This window comes from Bradyrhizobium sp. WYCCWR15520 (genome assembly GCF_056174665.1).
The window spans coordinates 80,044-102,293 of the sequence record NZ_JBWBWM010000015.1; the positions used below are offsets into that span (position 1 = coordinate 80,044).

Consider the following 22,250-nt stretch of genomic DNA (forward strand, 5'->3'; position numbering starts at 1 on the left):
CGAAGTTCCTGCCAAGCTACCCAACAAGGGGCGCCGGACTAGCTCGCTGCCTGCGCGCAGGCAGGCACCAGGACGACCGCGAGAGCGTTCCAGATCACGCCAATAGCGGACAAGAAGGCGAGTAACCGTGTCGTATAGTGCAGGTATGCCGCACCCGTGTGCTCACTCGGTCGACCGTTCGCGCGTGGCGCTGGAACCGCGGCCAGAAGCAAAAGAGCTCCAAGCGCCGCCACGGTCGCCGCAATACCAAGCCACACCATCGCACGTCCCGAGCCCACCGGCGGCGTACAGATCAGAGCTTCCGCGCCGTACAGCAGAGCAAGATGCAAGAACCAGACGGCCGGCCCAACGAACAGGCGCAGTAAATCGGCAAGAGGCCGGGTGCGAGGAGCGTTCATACGATCCTCGGAAAGCCGTGCACGAGCAGAAGACCGAACAGGCCTTGCGCGACCGTGTAATGCCAAAGCAGCGCGAGATTGTCGAACACGACGCGACGCCGGCGGCTGAGCATGCCAGCAAGGCAGCGCGCGATGGCAAAGCCCGCCATGACGACAAGTGCCAGCACGAGCTGAAGTTGAAGAAACGACGCCATGTAGGCGAACGCAGCGTGCGCGTCGGCATCAGGACGAAAGCCGGCGCGCCAGTGCGACAGGACTTCGACGCCGAAGCTTCCGCACAGCGATACGACCGCCAGGCCGATCGTACCAACGAAGGCGACGCGGTTGGGCGTTCGAACCGGAAGCGCGCGGCCACCGAGGACGATCAAGCCGCTGCTTGCTCCGAGCAACAACGCAGAGACGAAGGGCCACAGCGGGGGCGGCATTTGCTCAGGTTTAGGCCACACCTGCGGCGAGACTGTCCAAAGGAAGAGATAGGCGAACACAAACGAAAGGTAGAGCGAGCCTGCAACAAGCATCAAAACGACCATCGCCCACCAGGAATGCGAGAGCGGACCGCTCACATACGTCGGCACCTGGATGCCATGGCCGATCTCGGCACGAGGCAACGGCCTCGGATCGCTGCCCCACATCCAGATCAGGATCATCACGAGCGCGAGCACACCCGAGATGAAGGCGAGCGTCACATACTTCACGGTGAGCAGCATGAAGAAGCCGGCCGTGAACACCGCGCCGAGCATTGGTGACCAGCCATAGCCGGGCAGACGCTGTAGCGCCTGCGGCGTTGCCTCGATCGGCGAGGTGATGATGGTTTCGCGCTGTCCCGTCACCGTACCGGGCAGATAGTGGCGCCCCTCTTTCGATTCCTCCGAAAGTTGCGGCTGATCCCAGAGCGGATCACGACTCATTACCAGCGGAACACTGCGCGGCCCGTAGACGTGGTTGTGCATCCATTCGAGCGAGGCGCCCTTCCAGACGTCCCCGACCGGCTCGGACACGGTCGGCCGCAGGTTACGAACGAGGTCGAAAAGGAAAACCAGCACGCCGGCGGCAAACAGAAATGCTCCGACCGTCGAGATCATGTTCAGCTCGTTCCACTCAGCAACGGCAGGATAGGTGTAGACGCGGCGCGGCATGCCCATGAGGCCCGTGACGTGCATGGGGAAAAACGCGACGTTGAATCCGATGAACATCAGGGAGAATGCCGCCTTGCCAAATCGCTCCGAGAGCACGCGGCGGCTGAAGGCGGGCGCCCAGTAATAGAAGGCACCGAACAGCGGAAATACCATGCCTCCCACCAGCACATAGTGAAAATGCGCGACCACAAAATAGGTGTCGTGCACCTGCCAGTCGAACGGCACCATCGCGACCATCACGCCCGTCAGCCCGCCCAACGTGAATATGAACAGGAAGCCGAGCACGAACAGCGATGCGGTCGTTACCTGCAGCCGTCCCGCCGCGATCGTGGCGATCCAGGCAAAAACCTGGATGCCGCTTGGGAGCGCAACCGCCATGCTGGCAGCCGAGAAGAAACTCAACGAAAGCGCCGGGATGCCGGTGGTGAACATGTGATGCACCCACAGGCCAAACGAGAAGAAGCCGGTCGCGATCAACGCGACGACGATCAGCCGGTAACCGACGAGCGGCGTGCGGGCCATCGTGGGCACGATCATCGACACCATGCCGGCGGCCGGCAGGAAGATCATATAGACCTCCGGGTGACCGAAGAACCAGAACAGATGCTGCCATAGCAGCGCGTCTCCGCCCTTCTGCGGAATGAAGAATGGCCAGCCGAATGCGCGCTCAAGCTCAAGCAGCAGCGTTGCCAGGATTACGGCCGGAAACGCAAACACAATCATCCCGGCGAAGACCAGCATCGTCCATGCGAACATCGGCATGCGATCGAGCGTCATGCCGGGCGCGCGCGTGCGCAGCACGCCGACAATCAGCTCGACCGCGCCCGCGATTGCCGAGATTTCGATGAAGCCGATGCCGAGCAGCCAGAAATCCGCGCCGAGCCCGGGCGAAAACTGCACTCCGGTGAGCGGTGGATACATGAACCACCCGCCAGACGGCGCGACATCGTAGAACAACGTGCCGAAGAAAATGATCCCTCCGACGAAATAGGCCCAGAATGCGAAGGCGCCGAGGCGAGGAAACGGAAGGTCGCGCGCTCCCAGCATCTGCGGCAGAAGGAGAATGCCCATCGCTTCGACCACCGGCACGGCGAACAGGAACATCATCATGGTGCCGTGCATCGTGAAGATCTGGTTGTAGGTCTCCGGCGATAGGAAGGTGTTGCTCGGCACCGCGAGCTGGAGGCGCATCAGCAGGGCGAGGATTCCCGCGAGCAGGAAGAACAGCACTGCGGCCGCCACGTAAAAGTAGCCAACGACCGTGTTGTTGACCGCGGTGACGATCCGCCAGCCCTTCGGCAGCTCCCAGGCGGCCTCAAGCGCTTCCAACTCGCCCTTGGGACGCGGCAGCTTGTTCGGATGGCCTGCGAGGTACGCTGGTAAGGGTTCGCTCATCGCAGGCTCATGAGGTAGCTGGCGAGCGCAGTCTGCTCGGCCGAAGAGAAGATGCGAAATTCGGGCATGCGGTTGCCCGGCTTGATGTGTTGCCCGTCGCGGATGAAGCGGGCGAGATTTTCGGCCGTGAGCGGCAACGTGTCGATTCCAACAGAACCGCGCGCGGCGAAGTGCGTCAGGTCCGGACCGATTGTCCCTGCCGCATCGGTGCCGCGCACGGCATGGCAGGCGCCGCAACCGGCCGCCACGAAGAGAGACTGGCCGCGCCGTTCGATGTCGGTTGAGCGGGCGGCCGGCGGATCGGCCACACGCGCAAGCCATGCGTCGTATTCGTCGGGGAGCATGGCGATGACCTTGAAGGCCATCAGCGCGTGCGGCCCGCCGCAATATTCAGCGCACTGTCCGCGATAGACGCCCGCGCGTTCGGCGGTAAGCCGCAGGCGCGTGATCCGGCCGGGGATCATGTCGACCTTGCCGCCGAGGCTCGGGACCCAGAAGCTGTGAATCACGTCGGCTGCCTTGAGCGTGAAGTCGACCGGCTGCCCGACGGGAATTCGGATCTCGTTCGCGCTCATGACCGGCGTCGGACCATCGTAAACGACACGCCACCACCATTGCTCGCCGGTCACCTCGATGCGCAGGGAATCGCCCGCATGCCCGGTCTGGGCGCGCGTGAGCCATACGCCACAGCCGAGCAGGATCGTGAGCGTGACGACCGGCAATGCGAGGCCGAGCACCATGATGGTGCGCTCGCGGGCGAGCACCTCGCGGATGCGCGGCGCACCGCGCACCGCGAGCCAGATCGCGGCCATGACCAGCCCGAGGATGACCGAACCGAATGCGAACAGCGCCCAGGCAAGCGTGGCGATCTGTCCAGCCTGCGGGCCGTGCGGCGCAAGCACGGACTGAAGGATCCCGTTCATCGCGAGGCACCGGCAGAAGGATCGCCCGAAGCGTAATAAGCCGCGACGTCTTTGACCTGCCGCTCACTCAGCGCACGCGCGATCGGCGCCATAATGGTTTCGGTCGCCGTACCCGGCGCGAGGCCTCCCTTCCAGAGCCGCAGGCGATTGAGCATGTAGGGGAGATTTTGCCCGGCAAGGCGAGGATAGATCTTCAAAGCCTCTTCGCCATGGCAGCCCGCGCAAGCCGGTACTCTTGCCGTCGGATCGCCATTCTCCGCGACATTGCGTCCACGCTCGATCGCGGATCTATCCGTTGGTCCTTCCGGGACGTGCGGCGCTTGAAGCGCCGCATAGTAGTCGGCCACACGTCTGAAATCGTCGCCGGTGAGCGCGCGCGCGACGGGCTGCATGATCCCGCTGGCGCGCTGCGCGCTCGCGAAAGCCTCAAGCGACGCGACGATGAATTCGGCTGGCTGACCGTGCAAGATTGGAACGAGAGAGCTCGCCGGCCTCGCGTCGCCTGCGCCGTGGCAGCGGGCGCAGGCGCCGGCCGCGGGGGCCGTCGTCTCGCTTGTCGCCAGGCTCTCACCGCCCTGCGGCGGCACCCGCAAGCCTCCAAGCGCGAGGTCACGGTACTGCGCCGCGTCGAGGCTCGGAAGACGGCGCAGGAACGCGGCGAGTGCCCACACCTCGTCGTCGCGCTGCTGCGCCGACCACGCCGGCATGCCGGTGTATTTGATGCCGTGCTTGATGATCCAGAACAACTCGCGGTCGCGCCACGGCCGCATGTTGGTCGCAAGGTCGGGCGGCGGAGGCAGCATGGCTCGCGCGATCGGGCTGATCGGGATACCCGGAGCGCCATGACAATACGCGCAGCCGCTCTGGAAATGCGCGGCTCCAAGCGTCACGAGATCGGCATTGTCGAGCGGCGGGACCTCGATGCCGAGCGCGTGCGTCTTGACCGAATTGCGCATCGCGAATGTCAGCAACCATTCGGTCACCGCAAAGTGCCCGCGACTGGCCGCGACGGTGTAGACACCGGACCATATGAACAGGAAACCAAGCAGCAGCGCTGCCAGCCCGGCTAACAGGATGAAGCGGATGCGCACGGGCGGGTCGATGCGCATGAGCTAGCTGGCGGTTCGGTGGATCGGCGGCCCCTGCCGCGGCGGCTCGTACGCACCGATCAAATGAACCGTCATGAAGACGGCCGCAACGAGATAGCTCAGCGGGCAAGCCGCGAGCATCAACAGACCCGCAAGGTGCTGATCGCCGAGCCCGTGCGCGGCATGGTCCGCGGACCCGTAAAGCGCCCGCGGTGCGAAGACGAGGAGAGCCGCGAGCAGGCAGACCAGCTTTCCGTTGAGCAGAAGGGCCGGAATAGCCTGCCAGCGCGAGGAGCCCGTGAGGGAGAGCAACGACGCCCAGAACGCTGTGGCTACCAGCAATAGCGCAGCGTGTGCCACGATCATTGCAATGGGCGCATGCAGGATCAGGTTCTGCGCGACAGGGGCGTGCCAGACCCAAAGCCCGGCGATCTGGCCAAAGGTTGTGAACCAAAGCAAGGATACGCTCCCCGTGGGCCGCCTCCACCGCGCAAGCGCGATCAGAGCAAGCACGGGGGCAGCAACATTCATCGCCAGGATATGGCCGGCCATGTGCCGGGTATGGGGGCCAAATTCCAGGAAGCCTGCGAGAAGCGTGCCGACCGCGAGAACGCAAGTGGCGCTCGCGACGAGAGCAAGGACCTGCGGAGGTCGAGATTGCATGGCCCCCTCTTCCCTGGAAGTCGCCGGAGCGAACGCGACGCGGTTACCTCAACGTCTCAGGCACGATTCGGTTTCGTGACGGATTGCCGCTGGCCACCCTCATGCAGCAGCCGTTTGGCCAAACTGACGTTGTTCCCTGGCTGAGAGGTTTGTTATGACGGGGTAGCGTGCAAGAGCATTCATTGAGAAGACACCCCCCTGCGAGGGATCATGAGTTTCTTCGATCGACTGAAAAATGCGGCGTCCACCGAATGGCGGGCCTATACCGAACACCCCTTCACCGAAGGGCTGGCGGACGCTTCGCTCGCTGAGGCGGCATTTCGGCATTACCTCGTTCAGGATTACCTGTTTCTCATCGAGTTTGCGCGCGCCTACGCGCTCGCCGTCTACAAGTCGCCGACGCTTGCCGACATGCGCGAAGCGGCCGGCGGCCTCTCGGCCATTCTCGATGTCGAGATGAACCTGCATGTGAAGCTCTGCGCCGGCTGGGGCCTGTCGGCCACCGATCTTGAGCAAGCCCCTCCGGCGGTCGAAATGCTGGCCTATACGCGCTACGTGCTCGACGCCGGAATGCGCGGCGATCTGCTCTCGCTCAAGGTGGCGCTTGCGCCTTGCGTGATCGGCTACGCCGAGATCGCGACGAGGCTCGCCGCGCGACCCAATGCGCTCGCTGCGACGAACCCGTATCGCGTCTGGATCGCCGAGTACGCCGGGGCTCCCTATCAGGAAGTGGCGGCGAATGCGCGGGAACACCTGGAGCGCCTCGCCAATCGCTACGCTACTCCCGCCCGCGAGGCTGAGCTGATCGCGATCTTCAAGGAGGCCACCCGGCTCGAAGCCGACTTCTGGGAAATGGGATGGCGGGCCGGTAAGCGGTGAATAGCGACTGATCGTACCAGTCTCGCCGGAGCAAGCGCGAGGCGGCTCAGTTTAATCGCAGCTCCGTAATATGCCGTGGATCCGGGCTCAGCTCGCCCCGCTCCACGCGCTTGACGATGTCCGTCAGGCGGAGAGCCCGTTGCCCATGACGTTCGCGACCAGCTTCGACCAGCGCTCGCCCCAGAGATTCTCCGTCACCTTGGCGCTGTCGGAATAGCCGACCAGGCGGCAGACTTCCTCCGCCCGCGGCGTGATGCGGCCATGCACTTCGCCGGCGCGAAACACGGTGTGCGCCACCCCGCCCTTGCCGGCGCCGCGGTGGATGTGGCCGGGCTCCGGCAGGTTCACCGTGATGCTGCTGGCGATGCAGCCCAGCGTCTTGCCCCAGCCGACGATGCCCGCAATCGTCTCCTCGTTCATGCAGTTCTGCAGCGACACCACATAGCCGTCCGGCGCCAGATATTGCTGGATCAGCATGGTCGCCCAGGCCGTGTCGTAGGATTTCATGCAGACGAAGGCGATGTTGACCGGCTGCTCCTTGGCAAGCTGCTGTGCGTCCGTCACATGCAGCGCCCGCACCGGCACCGAGAACTCCGCGACGTCCATGGCGTGGGTGACGCGCAGCCCGTGCTTGCGCATATGCTCGACATGTTCGGGCCAGGGATCGATGAAGGTGACGTCCTCACCCGCCTGAGCCATATGCGCGCCCGCATAGCCGCCGACGGCGCCCGCTCCGACGATTGCGATCTTCCGGCTCATGTTCTCTCCCGAATTTTCTTGCAGCAGAGGACTGCCCTCGCCGTTCATTCGTTGGAGACAGTCTAGCGGATCGCAGGCTTTCGCCAACGGGCCGTTTCGCGCCTGGAGCTGCCATCCCACCAAGCCCCATGTGAGTCCACGCGAACGTTGCGCAACTTTATTCACGAGCAACACGGTGACGGGCCGCACCTTTTGGCAGGTCGGCAAGCTGCGCCCTGAGACGTGGCACCGCGAAGTCGAGAAACGCACGCAACTTGGCCGGCATAAAGCGGTTCGGCGAATACACAAAGCTGACGGGTTGCGGTGGCGGCTGAAAATCCTGCAGAAGCGGCACCAACTCCCTGGATTTTATCGGTTCGGCAACGAGATAAGAGAACGCCACGGTGATACCGAGGCCTGCGCGCGCAGCGTCGCAGGCCGACTCGAGATTGCTCGCAATGAAGCGCGACCGAACCGGCACCGCATACTCCGTCTGGTCTCGCCTGAATCTCCATGTGCTTGGCGACTGCATCGGAGGATAGCTGATGCAGTCGTGCGCCGAGAGATCATCGGGCGACTTGGGCGTTCCGCGAGATTTCAGATAGGCCGGGCTGGCGCAAGCCACGCGGTGGATTTCCCCGACACGTACCGCGATCAGGCTGCTATCGGCGAGATCGCCGACCCGAAGCGCAACGTCGATGTGCTCTTCCAGGAGATCGACGGTCCGATCCTGCAGATTGAGGTGAACGTCCACCTCCGGAAACGTCACCAGGAACTCCGCCAGAACCGGCTGCAAACACAAGCGACCGAGCGCGACAAGGGTCGACACACTCAGATCTCCGCGTGGCGTCGTGTACTCGCCGGACGCGGCGCGCTCGGCTTCGGCAATATCGGCAAGGATTCGCTTTGCGGCGGCGATGTAGGAGAGCCCTGCGTCAGTCGGGACGAGTGCGCGGCTCGACCGGTTGAACAGCTTCGTGCGCAGGTGCGCTTCGAGCTCGGACACCTTTCGGCTGACGGTCGCCAGCGGCAATTTCCGCCGGCGAGCCGCGGCCGACAGGCTTCCGGCTTCCGCAACCGCCAACACAATCGACATGCCTTCGAGACGGTCCATGGACGCTTCCATTTTTTGGAAGGATACATCTCGATTTTGCCAGATACCCATCAATTTCGGAAGGGCCTATCCATCACCGCGAGGCAACAAACCCGACCAACCGACGGAGATGGAAATGACCCACCCCAAAGGAACCGCCCTTATCACCGGCGCATCCACCGGCATCGGCGCGATCTATGCCGATCGCCTGGCAAAGCGCGGCCACGATCTTATTCTTGTGGCGCGTAACAGGCAGCGGCTTGCGTCGCTGGCGCGCCGGCTCAGCAACGAGACCGGCCGGAAAGTGGAAACGGTCGAGGCCGACCTCACGTCGCCAGCAGACCTGCAACGCGTCGAAGACATCCTACGGACCAATGCCGGCATCTCGGTGCTGGTCAACAACGCCGGCGTCGGCGCTTCAGCCCCGCTGGTCGCCTCCGACGTTGACAAGATGGAGGACATGATCCGTCTGAACGTCACCGCGCTGACGCGGCTGACCTATGCGGCGGCCCCGGGATTTGTCGCCCGCGGCAACGGCACGATCATCAACATCTCGTCGATCGTCGCGGTCGCGCCGGAGGTGCTGAACGGCGTCTATGGTGGCACGAAAGCGTTCGTGCTCGCATTCAGCCGCTCGCTCGTTCACGAGCTCGCCGACAAGGGCATCCGCGTGCAGGCGGTGCTGCCGGGCGCCACCGCCACCGAATTCTGGGACATTGCCGGCACGCCGGTTCATCAGCTACCGGCGCAGATCGTGATGTCGGCTGACGACATGGTCGATGCGGCGCTCGCCGGTCTCGACCTTGGCGAGACCGTGACCATCCCGGCGCTGGCGGACAAGTCCGAGTGGGATCGTCATGAGGCAGCGCGCCTTGCCATGACGGACAAGCTCTCGAGCGTCATCCCGGCCCCTCGCTACAACCTGCGCAAGCGCGTGAATGCGTGAGCACCGAGTCAATCAAGCAGAGATCCCATCAAAAAGGAGGTTACCATGTCACACATCATCACCCAGCACGCGGCGCCGGTTCTCGCACCGGGCTCCATTGTCCGGTGGCGCGATCATGCCGAACGCGTGCTCGCTTACGCCGAGCCGGCCAGCCGAGTCGGCCTCTACGTGTCGCTGGCGATCATCTACGCCTGGTTCGGCGGCATGAAGTTTACCGAATACGAGGCCAACGGACTGGTGCCGCTGGTGGAGAACAGCCCGCTGCTGAGCTGGTTCTACGCTCTGTTCTCGGTCCGCGGCTTCTCCACTTTCCTCGGCTTCATCGAACTCAGCATCGGGCTGCTGATCGCCCTCAGATTGGCGAACCCGGTCTTTTCCGCAGCCGGCGGTCTTCTCTCGGCCGGGCTCTTCGTCACGACCGTCAGCTTCATGGTCTCGACGCCGGGCGTCGTCGTGCCGGAGCTCGGGCCGCCCGCGATCTCGGTCGCGCCGGGTCAGTTCCTGCTGAAGGACATCGGCCTGTTCGCCGCTTCGTTCTGGGTGTTCGTCGACTCGCTGAAGACCATCATTCGCCGCTGAGCACCGACAACCATCAGCACCTCACGCAACCAAAGGAGACGCTACCATGAAAATGCGATCCATCTTCAGCGCGGCTTATGCTGCCATTGCCATCGCCATGGCGACGCCTGCCGCCGCCCACGGCATCGGCGAAACGGTTACGCCGCACTTCTCGCAGACGATACCCAACATCCCCGGCAAGTCACTGGTCACCCTGATTGTCGACTATACGCCGGGCGGGGCATCGCCTTCGCACATCCACGCCAAGTCGGCTTTTATTTTCGGTTACGTCCTCGCTGGCGAAATCGAGTCCCAGGTGAATGACGGACCGAGGCGGGTCTACCGCGCCGGCGAAAGTTTCTACGAGACACCGGGCTCTCGTCATCCGGTCAGTCGCAATGCGAGCAAGACCAATCCGGCAAAGCTGCTCGCCGTGTTCCTCATCGATACCGGCGAGAAGGAACTGACCACTTCCGTTGAGCAGGACACGTCATCAAGGAGCAAAAAATGAGCAAGCGCCTCGAATACAACCAGATCGCACCGGCAGGCGTGAAAGCGCTGGGCGGCGTCTACGGATACATCATGCAGAGCGGCCTTTCCCCTGCGCTGGTCGAGCTGGTCTATCTGCGCATCTCGCAAATCAACAACTGCGCCTACTGCCTCGACATGCACACGCGCGATCTCCTCAAGAAGGGACTGAAGATTGAAAAGCTGGCGCTGGTGCAGGCGTGGAAGGAAGCCGGCAACCTCTTCGACGAACGCGAACGCGCCGCCCTTGCATGGGCCGAAACGGTGACGCGCGTCGCAGAGACCAACGTGCCGGATGAAGCGTACCAGGCAGCCCGCACCGTGTTCGAGGAGCGAGAACTCGTGGATCTCACGATCGCGATTGGCTTGATGAACGCCTACAATCGCCTTGCAATCAGCTTTCGGAATACGCCGCAGGCCGCGCTCGAGAGATAGGCGCGGGTTGATCGAAGGACATCGCGCTTCCGCGGTGAAGCAAATCGGCAGGAGAAGGCCATGAAAATATTGAACTCTCACGCGAGCCCCGAGCTCATCGACCGCGACCGCCGCCGGCTCTTGAGCGCGGCAATGAGGGGCATCGTTGGCATGGGCGCCGCGAGCCTACTGCCGTCGCGGTTGATGGCCGCCTCCTCAGGTGACGTCATTCGACCTTTCCGCATCAACATTCCGGAAGAGCAGCTTGCCGACCTCCGCAGGCGCATCCTTGCCACGCGCTGGCCGGATCAGGAGACCGTGAATGACCGGTCGCAGGGCGTCCAGCTCGCGAAATTCCAGGAAACGATGCGCTACTGGGCGACCGATTATGACTGGCGAAAGCTGGAAGTGCGGCTTAACGCCTTGCCGCAGTTCATCACCGAGATCGACGGGGTCGACATCCACTTCATCCACGTCCGTTCCAGACACGAAGATGCGCTGCCGCTTATCGTCACGCATGGTTGGCCGGGTTCAATTGTCGAACAGCTCAAGATCATCGCTCCGCTCACCAATCCTACGGCACATGGCGGAAAGGCATCGGATGCCTTCCATCTCGTGATCCCGTCGATGCCGGGTTACGGCTTCTCCGGCAAGCCGAAGGACACCGGCTGGAATCCGGACCGCATCGCCCGTGCCTGGGCGGAATTGATGAAGCGTCTCGGATATACAAGCTACGTCGCCCAGGGCGGTGACTGGGGCTCGCCCGTCTCCAGCGCCATGGCGCGTCAAGCATCGGCCGGATTGCGCGGCATCCACATCAACCTGCCGGCGACGGTTCCTCCCGAGGTCGCCATGGCGATTGCCGGCGGCGGGCCTGCGCCGGCGGCACTTTCCGAAAAAGAACGCGCGGCATTCGAGCAGCTCGATACGTTCTTCAAAAAGTACCGCGCCTACGGCGCCATCATGGGCACGCGCCCGCAGACGATCGGTTACGCTCTGGCAGACTCTCCGGTGGGTCTTGCAGCCTGGATCTACGACTACAACAACGGCGAGCCCGAGCGCCTGCTCGGCAGGGACGATGTGCTCGACGACATTACGCTGTACTGGCTGACCAACACGGCGACGTCGGCTGCTCGCCTGTACTGGGAAACGGCCGGCCAAAGCGTCGTTCTCTCGGCTGCGCAGAAGACCGCCGACATCTCGCTTCCGGTCGCCATCACCGTATTCCCCGGCGAAGTCTATCGAGCCCCCGAGACGTGGGCCCGGCGCGCCTATCGCAACCTCATCTACTTCAACGAGGCCGACAAGGGCGGCCACTTCGCGGCCTGGGAGCAGCCGGAGCTGTTCGCCGCCGAACTCCGTGCCGCCTTCAGATCACTTCGGCCGGCCCACTGACCAGAGAACAGGACGAAAGGACACATCATGTCACAGCGGATCAACGACGACGCGATCGGTTTCTTCGAGATCGACAAAGACATCACGCTCAGAAGGATGGTGCTGCGCAACCCGAAGCCGAAGGGGACCGTGCTCTTCCTGCATGGGTTTCCAGAGACGTTGTACGCCTGGAAGGATATTTCCCTGGCTCTGGCCGATGACTACGAAGTTCATGCTTTCGACTGGCCTGGCTATGGTCTTTCATCCAGGCCAACGGTCGACAGGTTCTTCTATGCGCCCAAGGACTACGCGCACATTCTCCATCAATACATCGCGAAAGCAGGCATCGACACGTCGAAGCTTGCGATCTACGCAACCGATATCGGCGCCCTGCCGGCGCTCCTGCTGGCCGTGGAAAAACCTGATATCGCAAGGACGATCATCGTCGGCGACTTCGCCCCGTTCAACAGGCCCCAATACATGTATGAGAGCCTGCAAAACCTGAAGGCTGGGCCTGCGATGGATCAGGTCCGCGCCAGCCTGAACAAGAATCGCGACGAGATCCTCGCGAACACCTTCACAAGAGGTCTACCCAAGGAAGCCCAATTCGAAGTTTCGCGGGAATTCAAGGACGACATGTCCCGGGGATGGAGCCAGGGCGCGATGACGACGGCAGACGCGTTCTCCCACTACTACTCGCACTTTACGCGGGACCAAGACCATTTCGAATCGCAACTGCCCCTGCTCAAAACTCCAGTGAAGGTGATTTGGGGCGAGAAGGACCTCTACATCAAGAACGAGATGGGAGCAGAGCTCGCCCAGAGGATCGGCGCGGAATTCGCGCCTCTTCCGGGCATCGGGCACTTCCCTCACCTGCAGAACCCGAAGCTGACCATCGATGAGGTTCGTGCCTCATTCGGATGAGTGCGAGGTGAAAGGCTCAACCGGCCTTCATCTCCGGCATCACCCCGCCGAGCGCCACCGTCAGCTCCGCCGCCACCTCGCGCACGGTCTGGCCGAGTTGCGGCAGCCGCTCGTCGGTCAGGCGGCTGGTCATACCTGAGACGGAAATCGCCGCTAAGGGCTCGGCGCAGTCGTTGTAGACGACGGCGGCGATGCAGCGCAGGCCCATGCAGGCCTCCTCGTCGTCGATCGCAAAACCCTGGCGGCGGATTTTTTCGAGTTCCTTGAACAGATCGCTCGGCCGCACGATCGATTTTTCGGTCAGCCGCGGCATGCCGTGATGATGGATGATGGCGCTGACGTCTTCGTTCGAATAGGTTGCCAGCACCGCCTTGCCGACACCGGAGGCGACCATCGCGACTCGGCCGCCGACCTTGGTCAGCGAACGCATGATCTCGCGGCTCTCCATGCGCGTCAGCACGATGATGAATTCGTCGTCGACGACGGCGAGATTGGCGGTCTCCCGCGTCAGGTCGCGCAGCTTGCGCAAATATGGCACCGCCTGCGCCGAGAAATTGCGGCGGCGGGCAAATGTCGCTCCCACCGTGAAGCAGCGCGCCCCGACATGCCATTTCGATTCGGTGCGGTCGAACTGCACGAAGCGGCGGTTTTCCAGCGTCGCCAGCAGCCGATGCACGGTCGAGGTCGACAACCCGGTGCGGATCGCGAGATCGCTCAGGCGATAGCCTTCGTCGTCCTCGGCAAGCGTCTCGATGATCGAGAGCGCACGATCGACGGACTGGACGCCGCCATCGCGGGCATTCTCATCCTGGTCTGCACTGGATTTCGGCTCAATGGCCTTGCGCCGGATCACGTCTTTCTTCATCGCGACCTGCCGCTTTTTGCGTTCGTCATTCCGGGATGGTCCGAAGGACCAGACCCGGAATGACGAGATCCCGGGTTCGATGCTTCGCATCGCCCCGGGATGACCTAGAGAAATGCCGCTCCGGGTTCGCTCCGAAGCGGCATTTTGTTGTTGATAGATCCTACAGCAAGCCCGCGCCGCGCGCCCACTTGTACTTCGCGCCCAGCACTTCGACCGGCAATTCGGTCGAATAGGCATAGGCCGGGATGCCGTTCTCGTAGAGATATTCGGCGGCTTGCTCGACCTCGACGTCACCGGCGAGCGAGGCGACGATCGGCTTGACGAAGCCTTTCGCTTCCATCTCCTTCTTCACCTCGACCATGTTGCGGGCGAACACCATCGGCGGCGTCACGATCGTGTGCCAATAGCCCAGGATCAGCGAATGGATGCGCTCGTCCGACAGGCCGAGCTTCACCGTGTTGATGTAGGTGATCGGCGGCTCGCCACCGGTGATGTCAACAGGATTTCCAGCCGCGCCGAACGGCGGGATGAATTTGCGGAACGCGGCGTCGAGATCCGGCGGCATCGACATCAACGACAGGCCGTTATCCACGCAGGAGTCCGACAGCAGCACACCCGAACCACCGGCACCGGTGATGATCAGCACGTTCTCGCCCTTCGGCGTCGGCAGCACCGGCATGCCACGCGCGAATTCGAGCAATTGCCGCAACGACCGGGCGCGGATCACGCCCGACTGCTTGAACACGTCTTCGTAGATCTTGTCGTTACCGGCGAGCGCGCCGGTATGCGACGAGGCCGCTTTCGCGCCGGCCGAGGTCCGGCCCGCCTTCAGCACCACCACCGGCTTCTTCTTGGAGACGCGCTTGGCGGCTTCCGCGAAGGCGCGGCCGTCCTTGAGGTCCTCGCAGTGCTGGGCGATCAGATTGGTGTTCGGATCCTGTTCGAAGAAGGCAAGCAGATCGTCCTCATCGATATCGGACTTGTTGCCGAGGCCGACGATCGCGGAGACGCCCATTTTCGCCGAGCGCGAAAAACCGATGATCGCCATGCCGATGCCGCCGGACTGGGACGACAGCGCCGCATGGCCCTTGACGTCATAGGCGGTGCAGAACGTGGCGCAGAGGTTCGACCAGGTATAGTAGAAGCCGTAGATGTTCGGGCCCATCAGGCGGACATTGTACTTCTTGCCGACCTCGACGATCTCGGCCTGCAATTCAGGCGCGCCGGCTTCGGCAAAGCCCGACGGAATCAGCACGGCGCCGGGAATTTTCTTCTCGCCGCATTCGGCAAGCGCACCGGCCACGAACTTCGCCGGAATCGCGAATACCGCGGTGTCGATCACGCCGGGCACGTCCTTGACGCTCTTGTAGGCCTTGTAGCCCAGGATATCGGGCGCCTTCGGGTGGATCGGATAGATGTCGCCCTTGTAGCCGCCGTTGATCAGATTCTTCATCACGGAGTTGCCGATCTTGCCGTCCTCGGCGGAGGCGCCGATCACGGCAACCGCCTTCGGCTGCATGATGCGGTTCATGGCAGCCACGATTTCTTCGGTCGGGCGCGGCGCCGGGCGCGGCTTGTAATCGAAGTCGACGACGATGCGCACGTCGGCGGCAATCGCGTCCTTCTTGGTGGCGAACACCGGATTGAGATCGAGTTCGACGATTTCGGGGAAATCGCTGACGAGCTGCGACACTTTGACAATGACGTCGGCCAGCGCGTCACGGCTGACCGGATCGCCGCCGCGCACGCCCTTCAGCATATCGTGGGCCTGGATGCCGTCGAGCATCGACAGCGCATCGTCCTTGGTGGCGGGCGCAAGGCGGAAGGTGATGTCCTTCAGCACTTCAACCAGCACGCCGCCGAGGCCGAATGCCACGAGCTTGCCGAACGAGCCGTCGGTGATCGAGCCAACGATGACCTCGGTGCCGCCGGCCAGCATCTGCTGAACCTGGATGCCCTCGATCTTGGCGTCGGCCTTATACTTCTTGGCGTTGGCGAGAATGGTCTCGTAGGTCTTTTCTGCATCGGCCGCGGTCTTGACGCCGACCACGACGCCGCCGGCTTCGGTCTTGTGGAGGATGTCCGGCGAGACGATCTTCATCACGACAGGGAAACCCATGCCGGTTGCGAGCTTGGATGCTTCAGCGGCGGATTTCGCCACGCCCTCTTTCGGAACCGGGATGCCGTAGGCATCGCACACCAGCTTGCCTTCCGGCGCGGTGAGGCTGGTGCGCTTCTCGGCCTTCACTGTATCGAGCACCCGGCGGACAGCCTCATGGGCGTTGGGCTCGGCGATCTTGCGGGCCGCATCTGCAGAATTTGACATTGGCTTCCTCCTGGGGCTAGTTTTATGGCATTTGGTATGCCAGAGATTAGATTGTCAAGACAAACTATCGCGCGGAAACAGCGAAAACATAGGCATCTTGACATTCTGGTATTTGGTATGCCAAAAATATTCGGGTGTTTCTTCTGCTAAGAAGACGTCTCCAAAACAGGGAGGAGACGAGTCGTGCCCGCACCTAAACAAACCAAGGCGCCGCCTGTCATGGCTGATGCTGACATCGCAATCGTCCGGATCGCGCCGGAGACGAGCTTCAAGAACAAGGCCTATGAGGCCTTGAAGGAAGCCATTCTCAAGATGGACATTTATGCGACGCCCGAGCAGGTGATGCTCGACGAGCGCGCTCTGTCCGAGCGCCTCGGCGTCAGCCGCACCCCAATCCGCGAAGCCATCGCGATGCTGGAACAGGATGGCTTCGTCAAAACGGTGCCGCGCCGCGGCATCGTCGTAGTCCGCCGCACCAAGACCGAAATCGTCGACATGATCCGCGCCTGGGCCGCGCTCGAGAGCATGGCCGCACGCCTGATCACGACCACCGCGCGCAAGAAAGACATCACGGCGCTGCGCGATTTCTTCAAGGATTTTGGCAAGGACCGGCTGCCACAGGATCATGTCGAGGAATACTCCAAGGCTAACATCGCGTTCCATCAGGCGCTGATCTCGCTGTCGGAATCGCCGGTGCTGGTCGACATGACCAACGACATCCTTTTGCACGTGCGCGGCTACCGCCAACTGACCATCGGGCGGAAGGATCGTACCGCGACTTCGCTGCCTGAGCACCTTGCCATCATCGAAGCGCTCGAAGCGCGCGACACGGAACTCGCCGAGAAGCGCGCACGCGATCACACGCTTGGCCTTGCCGCTTACGTCGAAGCGCACGGGCAGGAACTTTTTAGCTAGACGCAACCTTCGCACCAGAAGACGACCAAAAATCGTCCGAACCAAAAACGATCAGGGAGATGAAGCCCATGCTGAATACCGCTACCAAGTCCGAAGCACCGGGCACCGAGCAAGAGCTGACGGATGGCTTCCATCTCGTCATCGATGCGCTCAAGCTTAACGGCATCAACACCATCTACAATGTGCCGGGCATCCCGATCACGGATTTGGGCCGCATGTCGCAGGCCGCCGGTATTCGCGTGATTTCCTTCCGCCACGAACAGAACGCCGGTTATGCCGCTGGCATCGCCGGCTTCCTCACCAAGAAGCCCGGCGTCTGCCTCACCGTGTCGGCGCCTGGCTTTTTGAACGGCCTCACCGCACTCGCCCACGCCACCACCAACTGCTACCCGATGATCCTGATTTCGGGCTCGTCCGAGCGCGAGATCGTCGACCTGCAGCAGGGCGACTATGAAGAGATGGATCAGCTCGCGATCGCCAAGCCGCTGTGCAAGGCGGCCTATCGCGTGCTGCACGCCCAGGACATCGGCATCGGCCTTGCCCGCGCAATCCGCGCCGCCGTCTCGGGCCGTCCCGGCGGCGTCTATCTCGATCTGCCGGCAAAACTGTTCGGACAGGTGATGAATGCGGACGCCGGCGCGAAGTCGCTGGTAAAGGTGATCGACGCAGCTCCCGCGCAGATCCCCTCGCCTGCCTCCGTCAAGCGCGCGCTCGATGTGCTCAAGAGCGCAAAACGTCCCCTCATCATCCTCGGCAAGGGCGCGGCCTACGCGCAGGCCGACGAGGAAATCAAGAGCTTCGTCGAGAAGAGCGGCGTGCCGTTCCTGCCGATGAGCATGGCCAAGGGTCTTCTGCCCGACACGCATCCGCAATGCGCCGGTGCGGCCCGCTCCACCGTGCTGAAGGAATCCGATGTCGTGATGCTGATCGGCGCGCGGCTCAACTGGCTGCTCTCGCACGGCAAGGGCAAGACCTGGGGCGAAGCGCCCAAGAAGTTCATCCAGGTCGACATCGAGCCTAGGGAAATGGACTCCAACGTCGAGATCGTAGCCCCCGTCGTCGGCGACATCGGCTCGGCCGTCTCCGCCTTCGTGCAGGCGATGGGCTCGGGGTGGACCGCACCGCCGGCCGACTGGACCAAGGCCGTACAGTCCAAGCGCGAAGACAACGTCGCCAAGATGGCGCCGAAGCTGATGAACAACAAGTCGCCGATGGATTATCACGGCGCGCTCGGCGTGCTGAAGAACGTCATCAAGGAGCGTCCCGACGCCATCCTCGTCAACGAAGGCGCCAACACGCTCGACCTCGCCCGCGGTGTCATCGACATGTACAAGCCGCGCAAGCGTCTCGACGTCGGCACGTGGGGCGTGATGGGCATCGGCATGGGCCAGGCGATCGCGGCGGCGCTCGAGACCGGCCACCCCGTCCTTGCGGTGGAAGGCGACTCGGCCTTCGGCTTCTCCGGCATGGAGGTCGAGACCATCTGCCGCTACAATCTGCCGATCTGCGTCGTCATCTTCAATAATGACGGCATCTATCGCGGCACCGACGTCAACAACGTCAACTCCGATCCCGCGACCACCGTGTTCGTCAAGGGCGCGCGCTACGACAAGATGATGGAAGCCTTTGGCGGCGTCGGTATCAACGCCACCTCGCCCGACGAGCTGAAGCGCGCCGTCAACGAGGCGATGGATTCCGGCAAGCCGACGCTCATCAACGCGGTGATCGATCCGGCGGCCGGCTCCGAGAGCGGCCGCATCGGCAACCTCAACCCGCAGAGCGTTCTGAAAAAGAAATAGCCCCCTTCAACCCATTTCACCCTGCAGGCGCAGGGCCAACAGACACAGTACGGAGCAAAGACGATGACAAAGGCGCTTACGGGCGTTCGTATTCTCGATTTCACCCACGTTCAGTCGGGCCCGACCTGCACGCAATTGCTGGCCTGGTTCGGCGCCGACGTGATCAAGGTCGAGCGCCCTGGCGTCGGCGACATCACGCGCGGTCAGTTGCAGGACATCCCCAATGTGGACAGCCTGTATTTCACCATGCTGAACCACAACAAGCGCTCGATCACGCTCGACACCAAGAACCCGAAGGGCAAGGAAGTCCTCACCGCCCTGATCAAGAGCTGCGACGTGCTGGTCGAAAATTTCGGCCCCGGCGTGCTCGACCGCATGGGTTTCCCCTGGGAGAAGATCCACGCCATCAACCCGAAGATGATCGTGGCCTCGATCAAGGGCTTTGGCCCGGGGCCTTACGAAGACTGCAAGGTGTATGAGAACGTCGCCCAGTGCACCGGCGGCGCCGCCTCGACCACCGGCTTCCGCGACGGCCTGCCGCTCGTCACCGGCGCGCAGATCGGCGACAGCGGCACCGGTCTGCATCTGGCGCTCGGCATCGTCACCGCACTCTATCAGCGCACCCACTCCGGCAAGGGACAGCGCGTCACCGCCGCGATGCAGGACGGCGTGCTCAACCTCGCCCGCGTCAAGCTGCGCGACCAGCAGCGCCTCGCCCATGGTCCGCTCAAGGAATACAGCCAGTTCGGTGAAGGCATTCCGTTCGGCGATGCGGTGCCGCGCGCCGGCAACGACTCCGGCGGTGGCCAACCCGGCCGCATCCTCAAGTGCAAGGGCTGGGAGACCGATCCGAACGCCTACATCTATTTCATCACCCAGGCGCCGGTCTGGGAGAAGATCTGCGATGTGATCGGCGAGCCCACCTGGAAGACCGATCCGAACTACGCAAAACCCCCGGCCCGCCTGCCGCGCCTGAACGAGATCTTCGCCCGCATCGAACAGTGGACGATGACCAAGACCAAGTTCGAGGCAATGGAGATCCTCAACAAGGACGACATCCCCTGCGGCCCGATCCTGTCAATGAAGGAGATCGCCGAGGACCAGTCGCTGCGCGCCACCGGTACCGTGGTCGAGGTCGATCACCCGACCCGCGGCAAGTACATCTCGGTCGGCAACCCGATCAAGCTCTCGGACTCACCGAGCGAAGTGACCCGCTCCCCGCTGCTCGGCGAGCACACCGATGAGATCCTGCGCCAGGTGCTCGGCTTCTCCGACCACCAGGTCGCCGAGATCCACGATTCGGGCGCGCTCGACCCGCCGCGCAAACAGGCGGCGGAATAAGCTCCGTTGTACCTGGAATGCAAAGGCCGCCGGTTTCCGGCGGCCTTTTTCATTCTGGAATGCCACTTTCGTTAGTTTGCTGCAATGCAACTCACCAATGCTGCTATGCAAACAAGGCTATTGTAGCTGGCATCTGGTATACATAATCTGTTCCCAGATCCGAAGCGGAATGGTTCCGCGACCAAGAAAAGGGGACATCCATGTCCAAGACTGCACCGATCAGCCTCCTGCCCTCCACCACCCTGTTCGCGCGCGTGATGGCTTCGATCGACCGCCTGCTGACCGCCAGCAGCCGCATTGCCGTCCGCAACGGCGACCTGCCCCGTTTTGGTCTCTAAGCCCTGAAAATAAAGGCTTTCTGCAAACGGACTCGATCCGAAAAACGATCGAGCCTTCGATGATCTGAATTTGATGGCCCCGGCTTCCGGGGCCATTTTTTGTTTGCGCGCCGCCGCCGCCTTTACCAACGACTGCGACAAATCAGCCGGGGTGACGATCGGAAGCATTATACAGTTGCTTCCTGGCATATCGCATACAAAGATGCCTTCCACACAGCGCTCGACAAAAACAAGAGCGCTTCGGGAGGTGGGCCGTGCAGTCCAAAAGGACAGTCAGGGCGTTGGGGCGACAGGTGCGAATGGATTTCGCGCGCCGCTTCCTGCTTTCCACAATTCCACCATTGGCCGAAAGGAGCGGATGCCGCCCCGAACGGTCCCTCCTACAGTTCGAGCTTGAAATCCTTGCATGGAAGGAACCGTTGCGGTGTGACGGCCTTGAGTGCGAGAAGTCCGCATGGGCATTGGAATTAAATGACCAAACCGGCAACAGACCGGCATAACGACAATTGGATGGGAGTGAAACAAATGAAACATGCTGCACATACTGCGTTGGGGGCACTTGCTACGTTGTGCACCGTCGGGATGTCGGTTCCTGCGTCAGCCGCATGGGAGCCGATGCGGCCCGTCGAATTCATCGTTCCTGCCGGCACCGGCGGCGGCGCCGATCAGATGGCGCGGACGATCCAGGGCATCGTCACCAAGCATAATCTGATGAAACAGCCTTTGGTTGTCATCAACAAATCGGGCGGCGCCGGCGGCGAAGGCTTCCTCGACCTCAAGGGTTCGGGCGGCAATCCGCACAAGATCATCATCACGCTCTCCAACCTCTTCACCACTCCGCTCGCGACGGGCATTCCGTTCAACTGGAAGGATCTCACGCCGGTAGCCATGCTGGCGCTCGACGAGTTCGTACTGTGGGTGAATGCGGACAAGCCCTACAAGACCGCGAAAGATTACATCGATGCGGTGAAAGCTGCGCCCGCGGGCAGCATGAAGATGGGCGGCACCGGCTCCAAGCAGGAAGACCAGATCATTACGGTCGCGGTCGAGAAAGCCACCGGCAGCAAGTTCACTTACATCCCCTACAAGGGCGGCGGCGAAGTCGCCGTCCAGCTCGTCGGCAACCACGTCGATTCGACCGTCAACAATCCGATCGAGGCGGTCGCGCAATGGCGCGGGGGCAAGCTGCGGCCGCTCTGCGTATTCGACAAACAGCCGATGGCCTATGACGAGCAGGTCGCGGACGGCAAGAGCTGGAAGGACATTCCGACCTGCAAGTCGCAGGGCCTCGACATGGAATACCTGATGCTGCGCGGCATCTTCATGTCGCCCAGGGCGACCAAGGATCAGATCGAATATTACGTCGAGCTGTTCAAGAAGATTCGCGCCACGCCAGAGTGGCAGGACTTCATGAAGAGTGGCGCGTTCAACACGACCTTCCTGACCGGGGCCGATTACGCCAAGTGGGTCGAAGTCGAAGAGAAACGTCACGAGGCGCTGATGAAAGACGCCGGCTTCCTCGCGGCCGCAGGAAACTGACGAACGATTGACCCACGACGGATCGTAACCCCGACGCCGGGCCTTTAGGCCACAGGCCCGGTTTCGCATG

General features: G+C 62.6%; 21 protein-coding genes. 12 read left to right on the top strand and 9 right to left on the bottom strand.

The annotated features are described in order from the left end of the window. Positions 1–38: 38 nt before the first annotated feature. The 5 genes from AC0QUY_RS18705 to AC0QUY_RS18725 are packed head-to-tail and all read right to left on the bottom strand — an operon-like array spanning position 39 to position 5,603. Complete coding sequence (locus AC0QUY_RS18705) at positions 39–398, bottom strand: hypothetical protein (RefSeq protein WP_475387879.1); 360 nt, start codon at positions 396–398, stop codon at positions 39–41. Then, positions 395–2,929, bottom strand: a complete 2,535-nt coding sequence (ctaD, locus tag AC0QUY_RS18710; RefSeq protein ID WP_475387880.1) for a cytochrome c oxidase subunit I — start codon at positions 2,927–2,929, stop codon at positions 395–397. The genes AC0QUY_RS18705 and ctaD overlap by 4 nt, the downstream gene beginning before the upstream one ends. Continuing rightward, positions 2,926–3,831 (bottom strand): cytochrome c oxidase subunit II, encoded by a 906-nt coding sequence (gene coxB, locus AC0QUY_RS18715; protein WP_475387881.1) that lies wholly within the window; start codon positions 3,829–3,831, stop codon positions 2,926–2,928. Before coxB ends, ctaD begins: the two co-directional genes overlap by 4 nt. A gap of 17 nt (positions 3,832–3,848) precedes the next feature. Next, a complete protein-coding gene (locus AC0QUY_RS18720; RefSeq protein WP_475387882.1) occupies positions 3,849–4,961 on the bottom strand; it encodes a c-type cytochrome in 1,113 nt (370 codons plus the stop codon). A gap of 3 nt (positions 4,962–4,964) precedes the next feature. Continuing rightward, positions 4,965–5,603 carry a cytochrome c oxidase assembly protein gene (locus AC0QUY_RS18725; RefSeq protein ID WP_475387883.1) on the bottom strand — a complete coding sequence of 213 codons (639 nt, stop codon included), beginning with the start codon at positions 5,601–5,603 and terminating at the stop codon, positions 4,965–4,967. 210 nt (positions 5,604–5,813) lie between these two features. Here AC0QUY_RS18725 and tenA point away from each other — a divergent pair, with 210 nt between their 5' ends. Next, a complete protein-coding gene (tenA, locus tag AC0QUY_RS18730; protein WP_475387884.1) occupies positions 5,814–6,482 on the top strand; it encodes a thiaminase II in 669 nt (222 codons plus the stop codon). A gap of 123 nt (positions 6,483–6,605) precedes the next feature. On the opposite strand, the gene AC0QUY_RS18735 is transcribed toward tenA, so the two are convergent. Continuing rightward, positions 6,606–7,241, bottom strand: a complete 636-nt coding sequence (locus tag AC0QUY_RS18735; protein WP_475387885.1) for a ketopantoate reductase family protein — start codon at positions 7,239–7,241, stop codon at positions 6,606–6,608. A 157-nt stretch (positions 7,242–7,398) separates the two neighbouring features. Further along, positions 7,399–8,334 (bottom strand): LysR family transcriptional regulator, encoded by a 936-nt coding sequence (locus AC0QUY_RS18740; protein WP_475387886.1) that lies wholly within the window; start codon positions 8,332–8,334, stop codon positions 7,399–7,401. A 115-nt stretch (positions 8,335–8,449) separates the two neighbouring features. Here AC0QUY_RS18740 and AC0QUY_RS18745 point away from each other — a divergent pair, with 115 nt between their 5' ends. Genes AC0QUY_RS18745 through AC0QUY_RS18770 form a run of 6 tightly spaced genes read left to right on the top strand, consistent with a single transcriptional unit; the run spans position 8,450 to position 13,057 of the window. Next, positions 8,450–9,259, top strand: a complete 810-nt coding sequence (locus AC0QUY_RS18745; RefSeq protein WP_475387887.1) for an SDR family NAD(P)-dependent oxidoreductase — start codon at positions 8,450–8,452, stop codon at positions 9,257–9,259. Between the two features lie 45 nt (positions 9,260–9,304). After that, positions 9,305–9,838, top strand: a complete 534-nt coding sequence (locus AC0QUY_RS18750) for a YkgB family protein (RefSeq protein WP_475387888.1) — start codon at positions 9,305–9,307, stop codon at positions 9,836–9,838. 46 nt (positions 9,839–9,884) lie between these two features. Beyond that, positions 9,885–10,328 carry a cupin domain-containing protein gene (locus AC0QUY_RS18755; protein WP_475387889.1) on the top strand — a complete coding sequence of 148 codons (444 nt, stop codon included), beginning with the start codon at positions 9,885–9,887 and terminating at the stop codon, positions 10,326–10,328. Next, positions 10,325–10,780, top strand: a complete 456-nt coding sequence (locus tag AC0QUY_RS18760; protein WP_475387890.1) for a carboxymuconolactone decarboxylase family protein — start codon at positions 10,325–10,327, stop codon at positions 10,778–10,780. The genes AC0QUY_RS18755 and AC0QUY_RS18760 overlap by 4 nt, the downstream gene beginning before the upstream one ends. 60 nt (positions 10,781–10,840) lie before the next feature. Beyond that, entirely contained in the window at positions 10,841–12,154 is a 1,314-nt protein-coding gene (locus AC0QUY_RS18765; protein ID WP_475387891.1) for an epoxide hydrolase family protein, read from the top strand. A 27-nt stretch (positions 12,155–12,181) separates the two neighbouring features. Continuing rightward, positions 12,182–13,057: an alpha/beta fold hydrolase gene (locus tag AC0QUY_RS18770; protein ID WP_475387892.1), complete on the top strand. Its 876-nt coding sequence runs from the start codon at positions 12,182–12,184 to the stop codon at positions 13,055–13,057. Between the two features lie 16 nt (positions 13,058–13,073). On the opposite strand, the gene AC0QUY_RS18775 is transcribed toward AC0QUY_RS18770, so the two are convergent. Both AC0QUY_RS18775 and AC0QUY_RS18780 read right to left on the bottom strand, forming a co-directional pair. Next, a complete protein-coding gene (locus AC0QUY_RS18775) occupies positions 13,074–13,922 on the bottom strand; it encodes an IclR family transcriptional regulator (RefSeq protein ID WP_475387893.1) in 849 nt (282 codons plus the stop codon). Positions 13,923–14,082: 160 nt separating this feature from the next. Continuing rightward, positions 14,083–16,248 (bottom strand): acetate--CoA ligase family protein, encoded by a 2,166-nt coding sequence (locus AC0QUY_RS18780; RefSeq protein WP_475387894.1) that lies wholly within the window; start codon positions 16,246–16,248, stop codon positions 14,083–14,085. Positions 16,249–16,467: 219 nt separating this feature from the next. On the opposite strand from AC0QUY_RS18780, the gene AC0QUY_RS18785 reads away from it, so the two are divergent. From AC0QUY_RS18785 to AC0QUY_RS18805, 5 genes are all read left to right on the top strand, one after another. Then, positions 16,468–17,163 carry a GntR family transcriptional regulator gene (locus AC0QUY_RS18785; protein WP_057837076.1) on the top strand — a complete coding sequence of 232 codons (696 nt, stop codon included), beginning with the start codon at positions 16,468–16,470 and terminating at the stop codon, positions 17,161–17,163. 68 nt (positions 17,164–17,231) lie between these two features. Further along, positions 17,232–18,962 (top strand): oxalyl-CoA decarboxylase, encoded by a 1,731-nt coding sequence (oxc, locus tag AC0QUY_RS18790; protein WP_475387895.1) that lies wholly within the window; start codon positions 17,232–17,234, stop codon positions 18,960–18,962. Positions 18,963–19,025: 63 nt separating this feature from the next. After that, a complete protein-coding gene (frc, locus tag AC0QUY_RS18795) occupies positions 19,026–20,303 on the top strand; it encodes a formyl-CoA transferase (protein ID WP_475387896.1) in 1,278 nt (425 codons plus the stop codon). 200 nt (positions 20,304–20,503) lie between these two features. Further along, complete coding sequence (locus AC0QUY_RS18800) at positions 20,504–20,641, top strand: hypothetical protein (protein ID WP_475387897.1); 138 nt, start codon at positions 20,504–20,506, stop codon at positions 20,639–20,641. 525 nt (positions 20,642–21,166) lie between these two features. Beyond that, on the top strand, positions 21,167–22,180 hold the full coding sequence (locus AC0QUY_RS18805; protein WP_475387898.1) for a Bug family tripartite tricarboxylate transporter substrate binding protein: 1,014 nt from the start codon (positions 21,167–21,169) through the stop codon (positions 22,178–22,180). Positions 22,181–22,250 lie beyond the last annotated feature (70 nt).